Origin of the sequence: Methylophilus sp. (genome assembly GCF_035460085.1) — a bacterium.
GTDB lineage: Bacteria > Pseudomonadota > Gammaproteobacteria > Burkholderiales > Methylophilaceae > Methylophilus.
In genome coordinates this window covers 84,611-104,766 of the sequence record NZ_DATHWZ010000063.1, presented here as the reverse complement: position 1 = coordinate 104,766, position 20,156 = coordinate 84,611, and the positions used below count along the sequence as shown (strand labels likewise).

Annotated in this window: 20 protein-coding genes and 1 other RNA gene; 6 read left to right on the top strand and 15 right to left on the bottom strand. The window is 48.3% G+C overall.

Annotated elements, in window-relative coordinates; all coding sequences use genetic code 11:
- The first annotated feature begins 6 nt into the window (after positions 1–6).
- The 5 genes from ffs (at position 7) to VK958_RS09385 (ending at position 3,582) form a co-directional block, all read left to right on the top strand.
- Positions 7–103: signal recognition particle sRNA small type (gene ffs, locus VK958_RS09405), an RNA gene on the top strand.
- Between the two features lie 131 nt (positions 104–234).
- Positions 235–1,992 (top strand): DNA polymerase III subunit gamma/tau, encoded by a 1,758-nt coding sequence (dnaX, locus tag VK958_RS09400; RefSeq protein ID WP_325240928.1) that lies wholly within the window; start codon positions 235–237, stop codon positions 1,990–1,992.
- A gap of 23 nt (positions 1,993–2,015) precedes the next feature.
- Positions 2,016–2,324 carry a YbaB/EbfC family nucleoid-associated protein gene (locus tag VK958_RS09395; RefSeq protein WP_325240927.1) on the top strand — a complete coding sequence of 103 codons (309 nt, stop codon included), beginning with the start codon at positions 2,016–2,018 and terminating at the stop codon, positions 2,322–2,324.
- Positions 2,325–2,339: 15 nt separating this feature from the next.
- Positions 2,340–2,939: a recombination mediator RecR gene (recR, locus tag VK958_RS09390; RefSeq protein ID WP_325240926.1), complete on the top strand. Its 600-nt coding sequence runs from the start codon at positions 2,340–2,342 to the stop codon at positions 2,937–2,939.
- Between the two features lie 163 nt (positions 2,940–3,102).
- Positions 3,103–3,582, top strand: coding sequence for a hypothetical protein (locus VK958_RS09385; protein ID WP_325240925.1), 480 nt, complete (start codon positions 3,103–3,105; stop codon positions 3,580–3,582).
- A gap of 123 nt (positions 3,583–3,705) precedes the next feature.
- On the opposite strand, the gene VK958_RS09380 is transcribed toward VK958_RS09385, so the two are convergent.
- Positions 3,706–3,903: a CsbD family protein gene (locus VK958_RS09380; RefSeq protein ID WP_325240924.1), complete on the bottom strand. Its 198-nt coding sequence runs from the start codon at positions 3,901–3,903 to the stop codon at positions 3,706–3,708.
- A gap of 334 nt (positions 3,904–4,237) precedes the next feature.
- Here VK958_RS09380 and VK958_RS09375 point away from each other — a divergent pair, with 334 nt between their 5' ends.
- The gene (locus VK958_RS09375; RefSeq protein WP_325240923.1) at positions 4,238–6,619 is read left to right on the top strand and encodes an EAL domain-containing protein; all 2,382 of its coding nucleotides are present in this window, start codon (positions 4,238–4,240) and stop codon (positions 6,617–6,619) included.
- Positions 6,620–6,645: 26 nt separating this feature from the next.
- Here VK958_RS09375 and VK958_RS09370 read toward each other — a convergent pair whose 3' ends face one another.
- The 14 genes from VK958_RS09370 to hflX form a co-directional block, all read right to left on the bottom strand.
- The gene (locus tag VK958_RS09370; RefSeq protein ID WP_325240922.1) at positions 6,646–7,290 is read right to left on the bottom strand and encodes an HAD family hydrolase; all 645 of its coding nucleotides are present in this window, start codon (positions 7,288–7,290) and stop codon (positions 6,646–6,648) included.
- Positions 7,290–7,988 carry a bifunctional 2-polyprenyl-6-hydroxyphenol methylase/3-demethylubiquinol 3-O-methyltransferase UbiG gene (gene ubiG, locus VK958_RS09365; protein ID WP_325240921.1) on the bottom strand — a complete coding sequence of 233 codons (699 nt, stop codon included), beginning with the start codon at positions 7,986–7,988 and terminating at the stop codon, positions 7,290–7,292. The genes VK958_RS09370 and ubiG overlap by 1 nt, the downstream gene beginning before the upstream one ends.
- Before the next feature lie 21 nt (positions 7,989–8,009).
- Entirely contained in the window at positions 8,010–9,347 is a 1,338-nt protein-coding gene (locus VK958_RS09360; protein ID WP_325240920.1) for a TRZ/ATZ family hydrolase, read from the bottom strand.
- 103 nt (positions 9,348–9,450) lie between these two features.
- The gene (locus VK958_RS09355) at positions 9,451–10,554 is read right to left on the bottom strand and encodes an OmpA family protein (RefSeq protein WP_325240919.1); all 1,104 of its coding nucleotides are present in this window, start codon (positions 10,552–10,554) and stop codon (positions 9,451–9,453) included.
- Positions 10,555–10,686: 132 nt separating this feature from the next.
- Entirely contained in the window at positions 10,687–11,403 is a 717-nt protein-coding gene (locus VK958_RS09350) for a (5-formylfuran-3-yl)methyl phosphate synthase (RefSeq protein WP_325240918.1), read from the bottom strand.
- Positions 11,404–11,406: 3 nt separating this feature from the next.
- On the bottom strand, positions 11,407–11,979 hold the full coding sequence (locus VK958_RS09345) for a DUF447 domain-containing protein (protein ID WP_325240917.1): 573 nt from the start codon (positions 11,977–11,979) through the stop codon (positions 11,407–11,409).
- Positions 11,980–11,982: 3 nt separating this feature from the next.
- Positions 11,983–13,419 carry a DUF6513 domain-containing protein gene (locus tag VK958_RS09340; RefSeq protein WP_325240916.1) on the bottom strand — a complete coding sequence of 479 codons (1,437 nt, stop codon included), beginning with the start codon at positions 13,417–13,419 and terminating at the stop codon, positions 11,983–11,985.
- Positions 13,420–13,423: 4 nt separating this feature from the next.
- Positions 13,424–14,011: a flavoprotein gene (locus VK958_RS09335; RefSeq protein WP_325240915.1), complete on the bottom strand. Its 588-nt coding sequence runs from the start codon at positions 14,009–14,011 to the stop codon at positions 13,424–13,426.
- A 16-nt stretch (positions 14,012–14,027) separates the two neighbouring features.
- Positions 14,028–15,362 (bottom strand): adenylosuccinate synthase, encoded by a 1,335-nt coding sequence (locus VK958_RS09330; RefSeq protein ID WP_325240914.1) that lies wholly within the window; start codon positions 15,360–15,362, stop codon positions 14,028–14,030.
- A 54-nt stretch (positions 15,363–15,416) separates the two neighbouring features.
- Positions 15,417–16,571 (bottom strand): ATP phosphoribosyltransferase regulatory subunit, encoded by a 1,155-nt coding sequence (locus tag VK958_RS09325; RefSeq protein WP_325240913.1) that lies wholly within the window; start codon positions 16,569–16,571, stop codon positions 15,417–15,419.
- A gap of 140 nt (positions 16,572–16,711) precedes the next feature.
- The gene (locus VK958_RS09320) at positions 16,712–16,891 is read right to left on the bottom strand and encodes a DUF2065 domain-containing protein (RefSeq protein WP_325240912.1); all 180 of its coding nucleotides are present in this window, start codon (positions 16,889–16,891) and stop codon (positions 16,712–16,714) included.
- Between the two features lie 28 nt (positions 16,892–16,919).
- Positions 16,920–17,789, bottom strand: a complete 870-nt coding sequence (gene hflC, locus VK958_RS09315; RefSeq protein WP_325240911.1) for a protease modulator HflC — start codon at positions 17,787–17,789, stop codon at positions 16,920–16,922.
- A 22-nt stretch (positions 17,790–17,811) separates the two neighbouring features.
- Entirely contained in the window at positions 17,812–18,999 is a 1,188-nt protein-coding gene (hflK, locus tag VK958_RS09310; protein WP_325240910.1) for an FtsH protease activity modulator HflK, read from the bottom strand.
- A gap of 29 nt (positions 19,000–19,028) precedes the next feature.
- Positions 19,029–20,156 carry a GTPase HflX gene (hflX, locus tag VK958_RS09305; protein WP_325240909.1) on the bottom strand — a complete coding sequence of 376 codons (1,128 nt, stop codon included), beginning with the start codon at positions 20,154–20,156 and terminating at the stop codon, positions 19,029–19,031.

Below are 20,156 nucleotides of genomic sequence, written 5' to 3'. Positions count from 1 at the left end.
AGCGCCGGCGGGCCTCCCCGCATTGTAAGATAGCCAACCTGGTCAGGTGCGGAAGCAAGCAGCCACAACTGTCAAGCAAGTGCCGGGGGTTGGGCTCGCCCCTTTCTGTATTGTCATTCCGCAAATTTCATATGCATCCTCTTGAAAGATTTAGTTGAGGGAAGTGCGCATAATCAGGCAATTTAGGCTAAAGTATTGGTTTGCCTTTATGACATTTAATCAATAGAGTCCGCAATGTCTTACCAAGTGCTGGCGCGCAAGTGGCGCCCAAAATCCTTTAGCAATCTGGTCGGGCAAGACCATGTGGTTCAAGCGTTGAGTAATGCGCTGAGCCAGCAAAGACTGCATCATGCCTACCTGTTCACCGGCACGCGTGGTGTTGGTAAAACAACACTCTCCCGCATTCTTGCCAAATCATTAAACTGTGTAACAGGCATCACCGCGACACCTTGTGGTGAATGTGACGCCTGTCGCGCGATCGATATTGGCCGCTATGTTGATTACGTAGAAATGGATGCTGCCTCCAACCGCGGCATTGCTGATATGGTCAGCTTGCTGGAACAGGCGATTTACGCCCCCTCCTCCGGCCGCTTCAAAGTCTATATGATCGATGAAGTGCACATGCTCACCAAAGAAGCGTTCAATGCCATGCTGAAAACGCTGGAAGAGCCGCCAGCACACGTCAAATTTATACTGGCGACGACCGACCCGCAAAAAGTACCGGTTACTATCCTTTCACGCTGTTTACAATTTAATTTGCGGCAAATGGCGAGTAGCACCATCACTGCACATTTACAGAATGTCCTTGGGCAGGAGCAGATTAGCTTCGAAGCGCCTGCCTTACAACTGATTGCACGCGCTGCCAATGGGAGTATGCGAGACGCCTTATCGTTAACAGATCAAGCGATCGCTTATGGAAACCAGTCAGTGCGTGAAACAGATGTTCGCAGTATGCTGGGAGCGATTGACCAGAGTTACCTGTATGAACTATTGCGCGCCCTGCTTGCAAACGACGCACCCGCCATGCTGGATATCGCCCAGCAAATGGATTCGCGCAGCATAGGGTTTGAAAGTGCCCTTAAAGACTTGGCGGCGTTGTTGCATTTGCTGGCGATTGCCCAGCACAACCCCCAGGCTATCGCAGATGACCACCCTGAACGTCATACCTTGCTGGATCTTTCATCGCAGCTATCCGCAGAAATACTGCAACTGTATTATCAGATCAGCATTCTGGGGCATAGGGATATAGGCCTGGCACCTGATGCGTATGCAGGTTTCACCATGACGCTACTACGCATGCTGGCATTTAAAGCAGATGCCATGGCTCCGACTTCAGCCGGCCCAGCCGGAAATGCAGGATCAATCGAGAACAACTCGCGTAATGCCTCAGCCAGCGCTGGCGCTCGCGCCGCTTTGGCACAGAATAGACAGGCAGCAACGCCCAATATCCTGGCACTAGATCCGGCAGGCACGCCTCCTGTTGGTATGATTGAAACGACTATCTCAGTCACTCAAGCAGTCGTGATCAACCAGTCAGTCACCGAGAGCCCGCAGATTGACGAACCTGTATCTTCACAGCCAGTCAGTACAAATGAGGCAGCGACAGTCAACTGGGATGGCAACTGGCGTTCTTTAGTAGAAAATCATTTAAGTAAGCTAGGCCTGGTGCGCGCATTAGCGCAAAACTGCGAGCTGGTTTCTTATGATGCCGACCAAATGACATTGCGTATCGGTGACGCTCACAAGCATCTTGCCAGTGCTAATTATTCAGATAAGCTGAATAGTGCCTTGAACAACCATTTCGGACGCAGGATTAAGCTGACTATACAAGTCGGGCAAGAAGCCAATACACCTGCCAGGCAGATGGCGGTGGAAAAAGCTGAATTACAGGATCAAGCCAAAGACGCCATATTGAGCGACCACTTTGTGCAGGGCCTGATGCAGGAAATGGGCGCGACCATTGTGCCCAACTCAATTAAACCTTTACACTAACCACATCAGACGAGGAGCGAAAAATGATGAAAGGTGGCATGGGCAATATGATGAAACAGGCCCAGATGATGCAAGCGAACATGCAGAAAGCGCAAGCCGAACTTGCACTGACGGAAGTTGAAGGCATTGCCAGCAATGGTATGGTCAAAATCACCATGACCTGTAGCAACGATGTTAAACGCATCCAGATTGATGATGCGGCAATGGATGATAAAGAAACACTGGAAGACTTGATCCTGATTGCGCTCAAAGACGGCAAAGCTAAAGCTGAAGCGACCTCTTCTGCCAAGATGAGCGGCATGATGCCGGCCGGTTTCAAATTACCGTTTTAAACCGGAAGTGCCCGTTTGAACTCACCGGCAGTCCTTGAACAGTTGATTAATGCCCTGCGCTGCCTGCCTGGCGTAGGGCCTAAATCCTCCACCCGCATGGCTTATCATTTGTTGCAGCGGGATCGCGAAGGCGCGCAGCGCCTGGCCGCCAGCCTTCAGCAGGCATTGGATAAACTGGCGCATTGCGATTACTGTAACAACTTCAGTGAGCATGCTGTATGCAGCCTTTGCGTAGATAGCCAGCGGGATAAATCTTCTCTTTGTGTAGTTGAAATGCCTACCGACCTGATGATGCTGGAAAATACCCGCAGCTACCAGGGGCAATATTTTGTACTCATGGGTAAACTTTCTCCCATGGATGGCATTGGCCCTAAAGATATTCATCTGGATAAACTGCTCCGCCGCGCGCAGGATAACCTGGTAGAAGAAGTCATCCTGGCCACCAACTTTACTTCTGAAGGTGAAGCCACCGCCCATTACATCGGTCAGATGCTGAAATCCAGAGGGATTAAAGTCAGCCGGATTGCACGTGGATTACCGATGGGTGGGGAGATTGAATATGTGGATAGCGGAACACTCTCTACCGCCTTGCTAGAGCGCAAAATAGTGACTTAAATGCTACTCACTTTCCAGGCCCGGTCACATACTTATCTTTAATACCGTTCAATCACTTTAGTCAATTAATTCCTACAGGAATTTAAGCTTAAACCTATTAAGCTACCGCGCCTGACTCCTTATAGTAAAGCATTGTGTTACTTTCCCATAAGGAGTGATTTTAATGAAATTAAACAAATTACAAGTTTCAGTATTGAGTGTTTTACTCACAGGTGTGTTGCAATGCTCTTATAGCTGGGCTGGCGGAGCAGCAGGTGCTGGCAATCCGGCAGGTGCAACAGGCGGAGCGACTAATGGCACTGTAGGCAATGGCGCAACTACAAACGGCGTTTCTCCCAACGGTGCAGCGCCGGGAACAACAGGAACGGGTAATGCAGGAGTCGCGGCTCCAGCAAGACCAACTGTCAATCCGAATCAGCCAACATCCCCTACCGGGCAGGATATTAACCCGACGGCAAATCCTGCAAGGAAAGATATGAACCGGGTTGATCCCAATACCCGCGATACCCGGGCTGGGAATAATATGAACAACACTAATACAAGGACTGTACCACCTGTACCAGACAACGGCTGTCAATCAATAGCGGGACAGCCAACCACCGGCGGTGGCGATTGCATGCCTACAACCGCGACGCCGCGTTAAGTTAGATTTTTTTAATGTCTAGAACAAATAAAGCCAAGAATATTTCTTGGCTTTACTGATAAATTCAATCTTAAACCGATACACCCTTTGACAATTGAAATGCAAAGTCTTGGTCACTAGAATTTATCGATCATATCCGATATCTCGTAAATTCTGTTCAACCTGCTCCTTTGCCAGTCCATAGCGTTCTTGCAATTTTCCAATCAGATATTCGGTATTTCCTTGGGCTTCCTGAATTTCATCGTCGGTCAGTCTCCCCCATTTTGCTTTAATCCTGCCTGCAAGCTGTTTCCAGTCATCTTTTACAATTTCTTCATTCATACTGTTCTCCTTCTATCAGCTATTAAAAATATTATTGATTTAATTCAATAGCCTTTTTATAGGTAGTTACTTATTCACTTGTAGGATTTTAAAACTGGAAGATGGGTAAATTTGAGGTTATGCCTTTGAAAAGCAATCCTTTTTGGCAATTTAATCCCAGTATTCACCAATTAAAATAGAGGTTATACAAAAGCTGATTCTAGCCAAAGTTTACTCATCCGGCACTCTTAATAAAAACCGTACATTGTCGTTATATGGATTGAGACGCCCAATTTTCAAATCAAGCATGGCGTCCAACCAGACTGTCACACTTATAAAAGCAAGGTCGTATTGAATGGAATTATTTCTGCATACTTTTGACGCCAACAGTCACACCAATTCAGAAAACCCACTTTTCTCAGGCATTAATACTTCATCATTCAACTATGACTCAGAGCCCGAGCTTTTGAACATACTCGATGAAGTGATTGCGACAGAAGGTGCGCGTATATTGAGGGATACCTGGGTGCTAATAACTGAGGACAATCAGCCCATGAATCCGATGGAGGCTTTGCAGGCAACAATGCCCTTCAATACGTTTTATGCGCGCCATAAATATCCATGGCTGCTCTCTGACCTGACACCCCACGTACAAATGCATTACCAGCCGATTGTAGATTTTGGCCAGGGCGGAAAAGTATTTGGCTTTGAAGCTTTATGCAGATTGAAAACGCCTGAGGGAAAATGGCTTAACGGCATGGAGGCTTTTGCACTTGCGGCAGAAGTGAAGCGTACCCACGAACTGGATCTGGTTTGCCAGCAGCTGGCTCTGATTGGGAAGTCACAATCCATCTCTGCAGAGAAGCCGATCTTTATTAATGTCTTGCCGCAAACCATCATGAGTCCTGGCTGGCTAGACTTTATTCTAAAAATATTGAATCAGCAGGAAATTGATAAACGTGACGTAGTCATCGAAATTGTAGAAAGTGAAAAGACAGATCCTGAAGTACTGGCTCGCTACTGTGACGAAATCCGTATGCATGGCCTGCGTATCGCGCTTGACGATATGGGATCTGGTTTTAACGGTTTGCGGATTCTGGCCGAGGTACGCGCAGACTTCATCAAAATAGATCGCGCAATTGTGCATGAGGCGCAAGGCAGCCGGGTGCGTACCGTATTGCTCGAAGCCATTATCTCCATGGCTCAACGTCTGGGATGTACCATTATTGCGGAAGGGTTGGAACGCGTAGAAGATATCACCTACTGTCAGGATTTAGGCTTGCATTATGCGCAAGGGCATTACTTTGCGCATCCCCAAAGCATGCCCAGTGACCAGGTGACGGCGTTGCCGGTAAGAGATGAATCTCATCGCTCACATATACCTGACGACTTTCATATTGGCGAATACATCAGCCACGGCCTGACGATTGATGTCAGCTGCTCGCTGGCCGAGGCAAGACGTTTATTCAATGCCCATGCGGATATCGCAAACGCAGTGGTACTCGATGGGCAAAAACCTCTGGGCGTATTAAGACGTGGCAAGGTATTTTCCAAGAAACATACTGGACTTGGCGCTTGTTGTGACCCTTTACCGAAGGTGATTAACCATATGCTGCCATCTTCTGTGCTGGCGCGCATCTTTTACCTGGAGCGTGGCAATATCGACATCTGGATTACGGTGAATGAAGAAGGCGGCTACATGGGCGTCTTGCAACCGATGGAAATTATGGCCCAGCTCATCAGCCGCAAAGCCTCTAGCGGCAACCTGCATCCACTTAGCCACCTGACCACCGGACCTACGCTGAGACAAACGCTGGATAACAGCCTGCGTAATAACACCAACACACAACTGATCTATATTGATCTGGATCATTTTAAGGCATATAACGACCGCTACGGCTTTATTCGCGGCGACGCCATGATCCGGTTGTTATCTGAAATCATCCGCCAGGAATACCAGGATAAAGCCGGCGTCATGGTGGGGCATATTGGCGGCGATGATTTCGTGCTGATCTATGATCATAATGCGCCTACCCTTAACGACACCTTGCTACATGTTATTAGCCAATTTCAGGCTTTAGCTGTGCATCTATATGACGCAAGCGATCTGGAGCGGGGATTTTTTACCACCGAAGATGGTAAGGATCACCCAGTTGCCAGCGTGTCTATTGCTGTCGTCAATGGTAAACAAGGCGCTCTTGAAAATAGCGTGGTCGCGGCAGAACGGGCCGCCTATCTTAAAAAAATCGGGAAAGCAAATATCGGTAGCATTGTGGTTGTTGAAGATACGCCTCCGCAAACCATTTTACCGACAAAAGAGTTTTATTCCGGTTGGCAACAGAAAGCATTGTCGGCATTACAATCGTTGTTGAATACGCATCGCTCAACGGGTTCGCACGACCTGGACAGCTGCTTTGCCGAATTCCCATACTTTGAAGTAATATTTGAACTTGAGCCTGATGGTGTCCAACGCTATGCCAACTGGATCAACCCGAACATGTATGGAAAGATCAAGGCTGGCGGTGCAGGTATAGACCGGAGCCAACAGGCATATTATCAGCGCGTGGCAGAAACGAATGAGCCATATATCTCAAGTATTTACTTATCCACCGCGACTGAAGATTTCTGCCTGACCGTCTCTTTACCTATCCTTGATGACAAAGGCAAGCTGATCAGTATTCTGGTTGCCGATATTAACATTGCAGCAATGGCTATCCTCAGCAGTGCTCGCGGTTAATGTTTAAATAGCTAAGTTAGGACAGGTTACAGATAGGAGAGCAAGTCTCGCGGTTGCTGGATGTAGCCGTCAGCGCCCCATTCATAAGGCTTATCCGTGCCTGACAGGTAGCCAAACAAAGCCACCAACGTGGTCATACCGGCAGCTTTACCTGCTTGCACATCGCGCTCAGCATCGCCCACATACAAGATATGGGCGGGATCCACTTGTATTTGTTTACTGGCTAATAACAACGTTTGTGGTGACGGCTTCGGCAGTGGTGCATCATCGCCGCTTATGACCGCAGAGGCTCGGCTGCTCAAACCCATATGCTCAATCATTGGCAAGGTAAACCGCCTTGGTTTATTGGTCACAATCCCCCAATGCAAACCGCGTTCTTCAATATCTGCCAATGTTTCGGCCATACCATCAAATAACAAAGGCTGTCGAGTCATCACTTCAGTATATAAATCCAGGTACTCGTGTCGCATCGCATCAAAATCGCTATCAGTAGGCTCTAAACCAAAACCAATTGCCAGCAAACCACGCGAACCATGAGATGCATGGGGGCGGATAGTGTCATCCGCTAAAAAAGGTAACCCATGTCGCGCGCGTTGCAAATTCAATGCATAACCCAGATCTGGTGCGGTATCCACCAAGGTACCGTCTAGATCAAACAATACTGCCTGCATTAATAATCCTTTATTGCATGCAACATGTAATTCACACTGGTATCTGCGGTCAAGCTATATTGCTTGTTGAGCGGGTTATAAGTCACGCCGGTCTGATGCAGCAGTTCCAGCCCAGACTGGCGCAGCCAGCTTGCCAGTTCTGACGGCTTGATGAATTTACTATAGTCATGCGTGCCTTTGGGCAGCAGATTCAGTACATACTCAGCGCCGATGACTGCCATTAAATAGGCTTTGGCATTGCGGTTAAGCGTAGAAAAAAACAGATGACCACCCGGTTTGACCAAAGCAGCACAAGCGCGTACGACACTGGCAGGGTCAGGCACATGTTCCAGCATTTCCATGCAAGTGACTACGTCGAATGATGCTGGCTTTTCTTCAGCCAACGCCTCTACTGCGATGCAGCGGTATTCGACCTGTATTTCTGACTCTAACGCATGTAGTTGTGCGACCTCCAAAGATCTTTCAGCCATATCAATGCCTAACACCCGCGCACCGCGACGCGCCATGGATTCACTTAAAATACCGCCGCCGCAACCCACATCCAATACCTGTTTACCATCCAGCCTGGCACGGCTATCAATATAATCCAGGCGTAAGGGATTAAGTTGATGCAAAGGCTTAAACACGCCTTGCGCGTCCCACCACTGATGTGCCAGATCAGCAAATTTATTAACTTCAGCGGCCTCTACATTTGCCATGATGCATTCCTCTTCACTAATTTAAGACTGTGATGACTGTATTTTTAATTGCCATTGCAATGCAATAGACCTTAATTCTTCCGTTTCTATGCCTTCAAAAAAGGCTTGGCCTTGTTCAGTGCGCTGGTAGCGTAAATGGCCGTCTACCCAGGTATGAGTGACCTGCTCACGTCCGGCGACATATACCAAGTGTGATATAGGATCATAACAAGGCAAACTATTTAAATCATCCAGCCTGACTGCAATCAGGTCGGCCTGTTTGCCCGGCTCGATGCTACCTATCTTATCCTGTAAACCCAATGCCTGCGCACCGTTGATCGTCGCCATTTCTAAGGCTGTATAAGCAGGCACCGCTTCAGCATTGTCGTCAGCGACTTTAGCCAACAGAGCGGCAGTACGCATTTCCTGCCATAAATCCAAGCGATTATTACTTGCCGCTCCATCAGTTCCCAAGCCAACATTTAATCCTGCGCGCAAGGCAGCGGCTACAGGTGCAATTCCGCTGGCCAATTTCAAATTGGAGCAAGGACAATGCGCGATATGTGCGCCTTGTGTGGCAAGCATCTCTAATTCAGCTGGTTCCAGGTGAACGCCATGCGCACACACGGTACTTGGACCAAGAATACCTAGCGCTTTTAATCTTTCTATTGGCCTGACCCCGAACTGATCCAGGCTTTGCTGGATTTCGACGCGGGTTTCGTGCAGATGCGTATGGATGCCCAGGTTCAATTGCTCCGCCAGCGTACTTACTTGCTCAAAAGTTTGATTGCTTACTGTATAGGGCGCATGTGGTGCGAATGAAAAACTGATGAGAGCGTCAGATTTAAACTGATCCCGGACTTCAGTGCCTAAACGAATGTATTCATTCGCATTATTCGCGTAATTGGTGGGAAACTCCATAATTACCAAACCAATATGCGCCCGCGAGCCTAACCTCTTGACAGCTTCAATCGTAGCCTGAGGAAAGAAATACATGTCATTGAAAGTGGTTATACCACCACTCAGCATTTCAGCACCGGCTAAAAGACTACCATCATACACAAAGGACTTTGATACCCATTGCCTTTCAGCTGGCCAGATATAATCGTTTAACCATGGCATCAATGCATAATCATCGGCATAGCCTTTCAGCAAATTCATGCTGCTATGCGTGTGCAAATTAATGAGCCCAGGAAGCAGTGCATGTTGAGAACAATCAATAATTTCCCAATCACTGGCCCATTCCGGAATCTCATTTTTAGGAACCACCGCTTGGATAACACCCGCATCCACTATGACTACATGCTGTTCCAGTGAGGTCTGCTTTCCATCCATGGGGATTACCCAACGTGGTTTAATAATAAATTGAGAGTCACTCATGCTTGAATTATAACCGAGGCTAGTCTGCACTGTGCCCGCTCCAAACTACAGACGTAAAAAAAGCCACGCAAACGCGTGGCTTTTTAGTAAAACTAGCTGCTAATTACTGGCAACCAAGTTGTTTCGTACCTTCAGCACGAATTTCAACACGACGGTTAGGTTGCAAGCAAGAGATCAATTTCTTGGATACTTTTTTACCTTCGCACTGTACAACTGGCTCAGATTTACCTTTACCTTCAGAAGTGATGATACCACCATCAATACCTTGAGCAATCAGGTAATCAGAAACTTGCTTGGCACGACGCTCGGACAACTTCTGGTTGTAAGCATCAGTACCGATACGGTCAGTATGACCTGTTACGATAACAGCAGTGATTTCTGGGTTTGCCTTGATTTTAGCCGCAGTTTCCTCGAGCACTTTACGGCCTTCTTCGCGCAGGTTAGCTTTGTCGAAACCGAACAGTTTTTCAGCACTCACTGTGACCACTTCGGTTTGTGGCTTGCACATTGGAGCAGGTGCTGGTGCCGGTGCAGGTGCTGGCTCAGCAGCAGCAGCTACTGGAGTCGGTGCTGGTTCTGGTGTTGGCTCTTCAACAACCGGTGCTGGTGCGCCGAAACGGAAGATACCGCCCAAGTTTACTAATGTGTTGCCAATAGTATCTGTATCAGATCCAGTAGCTACGCCATTGCTAACTGCAACTCTTGCACGACTCCATTGATGACGTACATCAGCTTGAATACCGAATTTGTCGTTGAACAGATATTGCGCGCCCAAACCAACGTTAGCCATCCATGATGTTTTTTTACCATCAACATCAAAGCCAGGAACTGTGTAATCAACATCATTACGTGCTGCGCCAATACCTGCTAACAGGAACGGACGGAATTTTTCGCGGCTGAATACATATAATGCATCCAGGCCCAAGGCTGTTTGTTTATATTTACCACTTGCACCAGCAATACCGGTATCTTCGTCAGCACGGTTATAACCCAAACGACCCTGGATATCCCAGTGTTCGCTTACCTCTTTACCGATTGACAAGAAGCCACCACGGCCATTGTCAGCTTCAAGATCGTTGTCAGTGTTCATGTATGAAGCACCAGGTACCACATACCATGCACCACGGTACATGTCTTCAGCTTGCGCAACTTGCGATGCCAGTACAAATGCAGACGCAATTGCCAAGCTTAAAAAATTCTTTTTCATTCATCGACTCCTTTATTATTTGGCTTAAATCACCACATCTTTAGAAAGACTTACATGTCAGACTATACTCAAACCTACCTCCTGACGCAACCCTCAACAGCACTCGGATTCAAGTATTTATTGGCTTTGAGGCTATAAACAACAAATTTGAGACAATTTTGTTGTTAGCCCCTGCACTTTTTCCGCAATTAACGGCTGTCCTCTCTGCTCATTGATGCATAAACCACTTCTGAAGCCGAGGTAATCCGGCGATAATTCTGCCAGTTGATCGAACTGTTCCAAGCTCAAACCACCAGCCAGACCGACATACAAATTCAATGATTTTGCCGAATACACGAAAGAATTCAGCATATCCAGATTAACCAATGCCGTTAAAGGCATTGATTTTCTTATTGTGTCTACCATCACTCCCCAATATCCATCTTCAGCAAGTGATGACAAACTATCTTTCATGGAGCTTTGCTTAAGAAGCGTTGCCGGTGACAATACTGCGATCAACTTGACCTGTTGAGAGAGAAATTTGTTGATTGCTACCTTGTAGTTTGCATTCGCCCAGATAGCCTCAGGTAACTTAATGACATCAACGCCTATTGCCAATCTTGACTGAATCAATTCATCTAACAGAACAACGGATGCACAATCATCCCCGATCGTGGCACTGACTGTGATTTCAATGCCTGGATTGCAATTTCTATAGGTATTCACTGTCTCTACAATTGATTGAGACAATTTGAGATCAAGTGCAGCCAGCGCACCGTGCGAGGTGTCCTTGAGGTCAATCAACCTGACATCGGCTGACAAGACGATTTGTACTTCAGGTACCGAACTGACACTGACCAACACTTGCATTTCTCAGGCCTGCTGCAAGCCGCTTTCGCGGGCGATATGGTTATTAATCGTATCGACCAGCCACTGCCAGGCTTCAAGCTCACGTTCACCTGCCGTTTTATCAATGGCGATTTTCAGATACTCCATTTCCTGATTAATTTTTTCGATAGGCAACATATGCAGGCGACTGACAAGCACCGCCAATTCAATCACCGCTGCCTGCGCACGGTTAAACCCCATGAAAGGGCCATGCAACACGCTTTCCTCAACAGTCATGGTCAATCTGGGACGAACTGCATCCTCTTCTACTTGATCCAGTTTCAGGATGTGATGCGTAAGGCAGTTTTCTAGACGCACACAACCATGTGCCACCTCTTGCGTGGCAAAGGGCGTCCGTTTTGCGATTGCAGCCGCAAATATCCGCACATCATCTGTCAGGTTCAATACAGCGCGACCTGTTTCCAGGATATTTTGCAATGTAGCTGAAGGCTTGTATGGTGCAATCACTACTTTGCCATCACTCCATTGCACACCAAAGGGGGCAATATGCACTTCACCTTGCGCAGAGCATGTCGTGACTATCGTTTCATAAATCATGGGTTATTCCGGATCGAATGCTGATTTAGATTCAGTGCGTGTATTTTCCAAACGCTCTTTGATTGAGGCTTCGCGATGTGCAATTTTGGCCTGTTTGTTTTGCTGCATAGAAGCCACACCCCATTCCAGCATCTCATCCTGCACATAGCGTTTTTTTAATTGCCATGCGATTTGCGCACGGGCGAGTTCTACACCAAGATAAAAAGCATGCGATGCATCGTTCTGCACATTCAGCCCTGCGTAAAAACTGAAAGGGTCAATACCTTGCTGTATGCCATCGCGATTATAAACGTGCACACCTTCTTCACTCACCATAATCCTGAAACTGGGGTCTTTGATCTGGCTGGCCAGATCCATGATTTCGTCACCGGAATACGGGAATGGTTTGCGATCATGCAGCCCTAACAGGCCACTGGAATACCCTCGCGGTAAACGTTTATCCTGACTAGCACGGTACATGACACGCCTGGCGACATCTGCTTCTGCAATGGCTTCAGAAGCATGCGGGCTGACAGAAGTTGCCAGCACAGCATTAATATTCAACTCGCTGATGACACCAAATAAAAGTGCATTCACGCCGGTGGTATCAGCATCAGTCAGTTCGGTCAGGTTACCCACGCCCATCATGATCTCGATATCTGGGTAGCGTTTACGCAACTTATGATAGCGGACAATAGAGTCGGTCAGGCCAAAGTGAATCGGATCCAGGATCGGGTCAGCAATAAAACGTCGTTCGTGTTTAAGACAATGCTCAATCGCCCGCGTCAGGCTGGCTGTGTTTGCCGGCCTGGTTGGAATCAGAATGGGCGTAGCTGCCACTTCATCGGCTATCCACAGATTTTTTTCATGCAAGCTCAGTAAATAATCGGCGCCAGCTTTACCCGCCGCCAATAAATCTTCGTCACGCATGGAGTCAACACTGACCTGGAAGCCCTGTGCTTTCAGGGCATTGATGGCTGCCGGCATATGATTGAATGATTTGCCCGGCAAGCAACCGAGGTCAATCACATCTGCGCCCTGTTGCCTGAAGCGCTCAGCTTTCGCGACAATCTGCTCAATACTTAAATCAGGAGCATCAACGATTTCAGCAAAAATCGTCACGCTATGGCGGGTCAGGTCCGGCGCCTTGCCTTTTTGTCCGAAATATTGAGGTAAGTCTTTCAAGTCTTTGGGTCCACGTTCAACGGGTACACCCCATTGTGCCACTAATGGCTCTAGGTCTCCCTGGCATAAGCCAGGCAAAATCACTTTATCTATATTTTCAACTTTGGGCACCCGGCGCGCAATTAATGCGGGGGTCATGAGCGCAGCGACCGACACACCTATGTGTTTCACTTCATATTCAAATGGGGATTGCTTTTTATCCGCAAGGATAGATTCTATTACCTGGTGCAGGCTGTGTTCTGCCAGTTTTCCGGTGAGGAACAGCAGTTTTGCCATAGCGTTAATCTGCCAGGTGATCAGCTACCTGTACACCTGCGTGCAAATGTAAATCATGGTGCGTCACCAGGCGTTGCATAATGGTGGATTGCAAATCAGCCATGTCTTCTACCACCGCGGTGTCAGCGAATGTCTTCAGTTTAGCCACATTTTCCAGGTCTATCTGACGTGGATATACGTTAACGACATTGTCACGCGGCGCTTCAGATTCAAGCTCAGGCGCAGTATCGCAGGCGAACACGACACTAGGCACACGGGTTTTGCCTGCCTGTGCGAATAAGTTTGTGACCAGGCTATCTGAAAAGCCATAAGCCATTTTTGCGATGGTGTTGGAGGTTGCCGGAGAAATCACCAGCGTGTGATAAACACCTTCGTAAAAGCGCTCAACCGGAATACTGCTGGCGGTTTTATCCTGATAGACCTTGTGGCCGGTCGCATCCAGTTGCGCCTGGAAACCGTATTGCTTGATAATTTCAGCGGCAGCGCGGCTCAGGTAGATATCGACATCCTGCAAGGTCTGCAAAATCTCCAGAGACTCCCGCAGATAATGGCCGGAACCGGTAATTGCCCAAGCCAATCGTTGTGCGCGCATGACTGAAATCCCTTAATCAGGCAAAAGGATGTTGCAAAACAATGGTTTCATCGCGCTCAGGACCGGTTGACACAATAGCGATAGGCACGCCGCACAATACTTCAAGGCGCTTCAGGTAATGCTGGGCATTTTTCGGCAAGCCTTCCCAGGTTTTAACGCCGAAAGTGGTTTCAGTCCAGCCGGGTACCGTTTCGTAAATCGGCACACAACCAGCCACATCATCTGCACCTACCGGCAACATATCAACCACTTTGCCATCGAGTGTATACCCGGTACAAATATCCAGCGATTCAATCCCATCCAGCACGTCTAGCTTGGTGATACATAAGCCTGTCAAGCCATTGATACGTGCAGAACGGCGTAACGCTGCAGCATCAAACCAGCCGCAACGGCGTTTACGACGTGTCACCGTGCCAATTTCTTGCCCTACGGTAGACATTTGATAGCCAGGCACGCCTTCAGTTTCGATATCCAGTTCACTAGGGAAAGGCCCGCCGCCAACGCGGGTGGTGTAAGCCTTGGTGATGCCCAATACATAATGCAACATATTGGCGCCAACGCCGGTACCTGCTGAAGCCTGACCAGCGATACAGTTGCTGGAGGTGACATACGGATAAGTACCATGATCGATATCCAGCAACGTGCCTTGCGCACCTTCAAATAAAAGATGCTCGCCGCGCGCATTCGCTTCATACAGCGCAGCAGAAACATCGGCTACCATCGGTTTTAACACTGATGCATGCTGCATGCTGGCATCGTATTGCTGCTGGAAATCCACGGCCGTTGCGCCCAGATACTGGGTTAACACAAAGTTATGGTAATCCATCACTTCGCGGAGTTTCTCGGCAAAACGTTCTGGATGGAACAAGTCATAGACACGCAGAGCACGGCGTGCGACTTTATCTTCATAAGCGGGGCCTATGCCTTTGCCTGTGGTACCGATTTTCTTCTCGGCGCTGCGCTTGGCTTCGCGCGCAAGATCAACCGCAACGTGGTGGGATAAGATCAATGGGCAACCAGGACTGACTTTCAAGCGGTTTTTAACATCTAAGCCGCCCTCCTCCAACGTAGCAATCTCATGTAATAAATGTGTGGTATCAAGCACAACGCCATTACCGATATAACAATTAACGCCATCACGCACAATACCGGAGGGCACCAGGTTCAGTTTGTAGACTTTTTGCGCTGCACCCTGGCCAACGACCAATGTATGACCCGCATTATGCCCACCCTGGAAACGCACCACACCCTGGGCGTGATCGGTCAGCCAGTCAACAATTTTACCTTTACCTTCGTCGCCCCACTGGGTACCAATAACAACGACGTTTTTTGCTTGCCTTGATTGTGTCATGTTCAATAATTATCTTGTCAAAAACGAAAATGGGTTGCCAATTTGAAAACAGTTTTAAATTGCAACGACCTGCCAGCGACCATCTACTTTTTCCAAAGTACGGTCACATGCCAATTCAGAATAATCCAGCAACGCATCCGGCAAAGCCTCGACGACGACCTGGCCTTGCGCACGCAGGGTTTCAACCACTGTCGCCAACTCGCCATCACTGGATACAGGGGCTAGAATGCCTTTATTTAAGCGAGCAGGACCGAGTGCCTGCAAAGCTCCACGCAAGTCCAGGCTAAACCCGGTTGCCGGACGCGCGCGACCAAAAGCAGCGCCGACTTCATCGTAACGGCCACCCAAAGCAATCGGTCCGGCATACTCTTTTGCGTAAGCTGCAAATACCATCCCACTATGATAGTGATAGCCGCGCAATTCGCTAAGGTCTATGGTCACTGTCACTTCATCATTGCTTAATGCAGCCGCTACTGCAGCCATCTCGTGCAAGGCCTGTTCAATTTCAGGGGAATCAGGCAAGACATCCCTCGCCTGCTCAAGCACTTCTAGACCACCACTTAATTGAGTCAATGCCACAAAAGCTTTGCGTGATTTTTCAGATAGATTTGTGATTAACTCTTTTACGCGGGAGACATCTTTGGATTGTAATGCTATTTGCAATTCACGCTCTTGCTGAGTCCCCAGCTGCGCCATATGAGACAAGCTGGCAAAAATTGCGACATGACTGAGATCAACGAAAAGGGTACGCATGCCTAACAACTGCAATGCTTTTACCATCAGACGCTGCACTTCGATGTCGCTTTCAATACCGGCATGGCCGTAGATTTCCGCACCCAGTTGCAACGGTTCACGCGTGCGTGCCAGACCATCTGGTTTGGTACGCAAAACTGTCCCTGCATAACACAGGCGGCAAACGCCTTGATGGTTCAACATATGCGCATCAATGCGGGCTGCTTGCGGTGTGGTATCAGCACGCAAGCCCATCAAACGGCCGGTTAGCTGGTCCACTACCTTAAAAGTAGCGATATCCAGATCATGCCCTGTGCCGGTTAATAACGACTCCACATACTCCATCATGGGCGGCATCACGTACTGATAACCGTGGACACGGAATAAATCCAAGACTTGACGGCGGTAGGATTCAAGACGCGCAGCTTCGGCTGGTAACACGTCTTCAATATATTCTGGAAGTAACCAATTATGCATCCCATTATTATACCTGCAAACCCCTGCCTAAGACATGGCTTTAGTAATGGAAATGGCTTGTAATCACGAGAGGCGAATATAAAAAAGGCACGCTGATTAAGCGTGCCTTTAGATATTTCATACATATTTCAACTGTACGATCAGCGATTCAGCCATAAAATCAACAGGCCAACTAGTGCTGAAAGAAATCCAATAAAACGAATCTGCCCGTCTCTCAGTTGCAGCAGCTTTTCAAAGCTTTGACGCCATGCCTGAGTAAACAATAATGGCATCAAACCTTCAATCAACAACACACCACCAATAAGCCACCACCATTTCATACAATGATCTTGTGGATAGTAGACTAAATTACTTTTTACCGGAATTGCGCATGTATTTAAAGAAGTCCGAACTCTGGTCAATCACCATTACGTCAGATTTACTTTTGAAGCTGTTTTTATAAGCTTCCTGGCTACGGTAGAAGGCATAGAATTCCGGGTTTTTACCAAACGCCTGCGCATACACTTCTGAGGCCTTGGCATCGCCTTCACCTTTGACCTTTTGTGCTTCACGGTAGGCTTCCGCAATAATCACTTCACGCTGCCTGTCTGCATCGGCACGAATCTTCTCGGCAGCAGCTGCACCCTCTGAACGCAATTCATTCGCTACCGACTTACGTTCCGCTTCCATACGTTGGTAGACCGACTCACTGACTTCTTTAGTCAGGTCAACCCGACGCAGGCGCACATCAAGAATCTGGATACCCATCTGGCGGCTTTCCTTGTCGGCACGCTCACGCAAAATCCTCATGATAGTGGCACGTTCGCCGGAAACCACATCGTGGATATTGCGTTTACCGATCTCTGCACGCAAACCATCATTGACCATTTGCGAAATACGACGCTCAGCCTGCACTTCTTCACCACGCACAGACACATAGTATTTAGCCGGGTCGATAATGCGCCATTTGATGAAAGAATCCACCAGCACGTTTTTCTTCTCGCTGGTAATAAAGCGATCTGGCTCTTCCCAGTTTAAGGTCAGGATACGCTTGTCGTAATAACGGATATTTTCCACCATCGGCATCTTGAAGTAGAGGCCAGGCTCTTTTTTAACTGATACGATTTCACCTAAGCGGAAGACCAAGGCGAACTCTCGCTGATCTACGGTATACGCTGATGAGGTAATCACTACCAGCAATACAAATACCCCGATTAACACACTTCCAATATTTCTCATGTTCTTTTATCCTTCAGGGCAACTAGCGATATTCACGGTCACGGCTACGCATGGCATCGCGGGTGCGATCCAGTGCGCCGTTATCGGATGGAGAAGATTCCTGATTCGACTTTTCAACTGGTGGCGCAGCGCTGGTATTGCCTCCTGCACCACTGTTACTCATCAGTTTGTCCAGCGGTAAATAAAGCAGGCTATTGCCACCCTTTTGATCCACCAGCACTTTGCTGGTGTTAGACAAAATATGCTCCTGAGCATCTATATACAACCGTTGACGTGTGACTTCTGGCGCCTTGTTATATTGCGTCAGAATCTGTTCGAAGCGGTCAGCATTACCTTTGGCCTCGTTTTCTACACGTAATTTATAGCCAGAAGCTTCTTCTGACAAACGTGCAGCGGTCCCTCGTGCTTTAGGAATCACGTCATTGGCATAGGCCTGGCCTTCATTCTTCTGCCGCTCAAGGTCCTGCTTGGCTTTTACTGCATCATCAAATGCGGCCTGTACCTGCTCGGGCGGCTGTGCATTTTGCATGGTGACGTTGACGACGTGCACACCGGATTTGTATCTATCCAGCATTTCCTGCATCAGCTTTTTCGCTTTCGCGGCGACTTCATCACGGCCTTCGTACAATACAAAATCCATTTTGCTTTTACCGGCAATCTCACGAATGGCAGTCTCGGCAATGCCGCGTACACTTTCTTCGGTAGAGCGGTTGCTGAATTGATAATCCTCAACTGACTTCAGGTTGTATTGCACAGCCACTTGCAGATCGATAATATTTTCATCATCGGTCAGCATTAAAGACTCGCGTGGCTCTTTACTCCGGCCAGACTCACCTTCGAACGAGCGATAGCCCAACTCAATAGTCCGCACTTGCTCAAGGTTTACATTTTCGACTGTTTCAATCGGGAAAGGCAGATGCCAGCGCGGCCCAGGTGTAGTCGTTTCGACATGCTTGCCAAATCGCAGCACAACACCGCGGGAGCCCTGGTCCACAATGTAAAAGCCCGAGCCAAGCCAGATCAAAGCGACCAGGCCTAAAATCGGCGCTATTGGCAAAGGTTGTGGCGCAGGTGCGTTACCCTTAGGGCTACCCTGACCGCCTTTGCCACCGAACATACGATTCAGCTTTTGATTCAAATCCTTGAATACCTCATCCAGATCGGGCGGGCCTTCATTATTCTTATTCCAAAAGCCTGGAAACTTTCTCATTCATCTACTCCGTGTTTTATTTTTTCCGGTTAAACGTAGGCACGTTCTTCCGTACTCAGTTTCTTCAGATGCTGCTGGTGTTCCAGCAATGCCTGACGTAAATCTTCGATACCCGTACCGTCCATGGCAGAGACGCGCACTGTTTTGATATTACCATATTCATCGCGGTCAATTCCCGGCGGCATACCCATGCGATCAATCTGGTTCAGCACAAGAATCTGTGGCACATCAGCGGCACCAATTTCGTTCAGTACGATATTGACTTGTTCAATCTGGTTGTCGCGGTTGGGGCTCGCAACATCCACAATATGCAGTAGCAAGTCAGCTTGCGACGCTTCTTCCAGTGTGGCGCCAAAAGCTTCAATCAAGGTCGTTGGCAGATGTTTGATAAAGCCCACAGTGTCTGAAATAACCACAGGATAACCTTCAGGCAAATGCATTTTGCGAGAAGTGGTATCCAGCGTGGCAAACAATTGGTCAGCGGCATAGACACCTGAATGTGTAAGGCGGTTAAATAAAGTGGATTTACCAGCGTTGGTGTAACCGACCAGCGAGACTGTCAGCAAAGTAGACCGTTTGCGGGCTCGACGTTGCATACCGCGTTGTTGCTTCAGCTTAGCCAGCTTTTCACGCAATTGCTTCACGCGTACGCGCAACATTCGCCTATCGAGTTCCAACTGTGTTTCACCAGGACCGCCACGCACGCCAATCCCGCCCTTTTGACGTTCCAGGTGGGTCCAGCCACGTACCAGCCGCGTAGACAAATGTTCCAACTGCGCCAGTTCGACCTGCAATTTACCTTCATGCGATTGCGCACGCTGGGCAAAAATATCCAGAATCAGGCCTGTGCGATCCACTACTCGGGCTTCCAGAAATTTTTCCAGATTACGTTGTTGAGAAGGACTGAGGTCGTGATTAAACGCGGCCACTTTACTTTCGTATGCGGCCATCAATGCTTTGAGTTCATCCGCCTTGCCTGAGCCGATAAAGTATTTGGGGTCAGGTGACTGGCGTTTGCCTTCAAGCGTAGCAGATATATTTAATCCGGCAGTACCGGCAAGGTGGCGGAGCTCTTGTAAACTTTCTTCGTAATCAGCATCACCAAAGTTGACACTGACCAGAACGACAGCATCTCCGCCGCTAGGTCTATCAAACAT

What these genes read in the sequence shown, in the direction of transcription:
- dnaX (WP_325240928.1), top strand. Translation starts at nt 235, where the DNA reads ATGTCTTACCAAGTGCTGGCGCGCAAGTGGCGCCCAAAATCCTTTAGC.
- VK958_RS09395 (WP_325240927.1), top strand. Translation starts at nt 2,016, where the DNA reads ATGATGAAAGGTGGCATGGGCAATATGATGAAACAGGCCCAGATGATG.
- VK958_RS09385 (WP_325240925.1), top strand. Translation starts at nt 3,103, where the DNA reads ATGAAATTAAACAAATTACAAGTTTCAGTATTGAGTGTTTTACTCACA.
- VK958_RS09380 (WP_325240924.1), bottom strand. Translation starts at nt 3,903, where the DNA reads ATGAATGAAGAAATTGTAAAAGATGACTGGAAACAGCTTGCAGGCAGG.
- VK958_RS09375 (WP_325240923.1), top strand. Translation starts at nt 4,238, where the DNA reads ATGGAATTATTTCTGCATACTTTTGACGCCAACAGTCACACCAATTCA.
- VK958_RS09370 (WP_325240922.1), bottom strand. Translation starts at nt 7,290, where the DNA reads ATGCAGGCAGTATTGTTTGATCTAGACGGTACCTTGGTGGATACCGCA.
- ubiG (WP_325240921.1), bottom strand. Translation starts at nt 7,988, where the DNA reads ATGGCAAATGTAGAGGCCGCTGAAGTTAATAAATTTGCTGATCTGGCA.
- VK958_RS09360 (WP_325240920.1), bottom strand. Translation starts at nt 9,347, where the DNA reads ATGAGTGACTCTCAATTTATTATTAAACCACGTTGGGTAATCCCCATG.
- VK958_RS09355 (WP_325240919.1), bottom strand. Translation starts at nt 10,554, where the DNA reads ATGAAAAAGAATTTTTTAAGCTTGGCAATTGCGTCTGCATTTGTACTG.
- VK958_RS09350 (WP_325240918.1), bottom strand. Translation starts at nt 11,403, where the DNA reads ATGCAAGTGTTGGTCAGTGTCAGTTCGGTACCTGAAGTACAAATCGTC.
- VK958_RS09345 (WP_325240917.1), bottom strand. Translation starts at nt 11,979, where the DNA reads ATGATTTATGAAACGATAGTCACGACATGCTCTGCGCAAGGTGAAGTG.
- VK958_RS09340 (WP_325240916.1), bottom strand. Translation starts at nt 13,419, where the DNA reads ATGGCAAAACTGCTGTTCCTCACCGGAAAACTGGCAGAACACAGCCTG.
- VK958_RS09335 (WP_325240915.1), bottom strand. Translation starts at nt 14,011, where the DNA reads ATGCGCGCACAACGATTGGCTTGGGCAATTACCGGTTCCGGCCATTAT.
- VK958_RS09330 (WP_325240914.1), bottom strand. Translation starts at nt 15,362, where the DNA reads ATGACACAATCAAGGCAAGCAAAAAACGTCGTTGTTATTGGTACCCAG.
- VK958_RS09325 (WP_325240913.1), bottom strand. Translation starts at nt 16,571, where the DNA reads ATGCATAATTGGTTACTTCCAGAATATATTGAAGACGTGTTACCAGCC.
- VK958_RS09320 (WP_325240912.1), bottom strand. Translation starts at nt 16,891, where the DNA reads ATGAAATGGTGGTGGCTTATTGGTGGTGTGTTGTTGATTGAAGGTTTG.
- hflC (WP_325240911.1), bottom strand. Translation starts at nt 17,789, where the DNA reads ATGAGAAATATTGGAAGTGTGTTAATCGGGGTATTTGTATTGCTGGTA.
- hflK (WP_325240910.1), bottom strand. Translation starts at nt 18,999, where the DNA reads ATGAGAAAGTTTCCAGGCTTTTGGAATAAGAATAATGAAGGCCCGCCC.
- hflX (WP_325240909.1), bottom strand. Translation starts at nt 20,156, where the DNA reads ATGTTTGATAGACCTAGCGGCGGAGATGCTGTCGTTCTGGTCAGTGTC.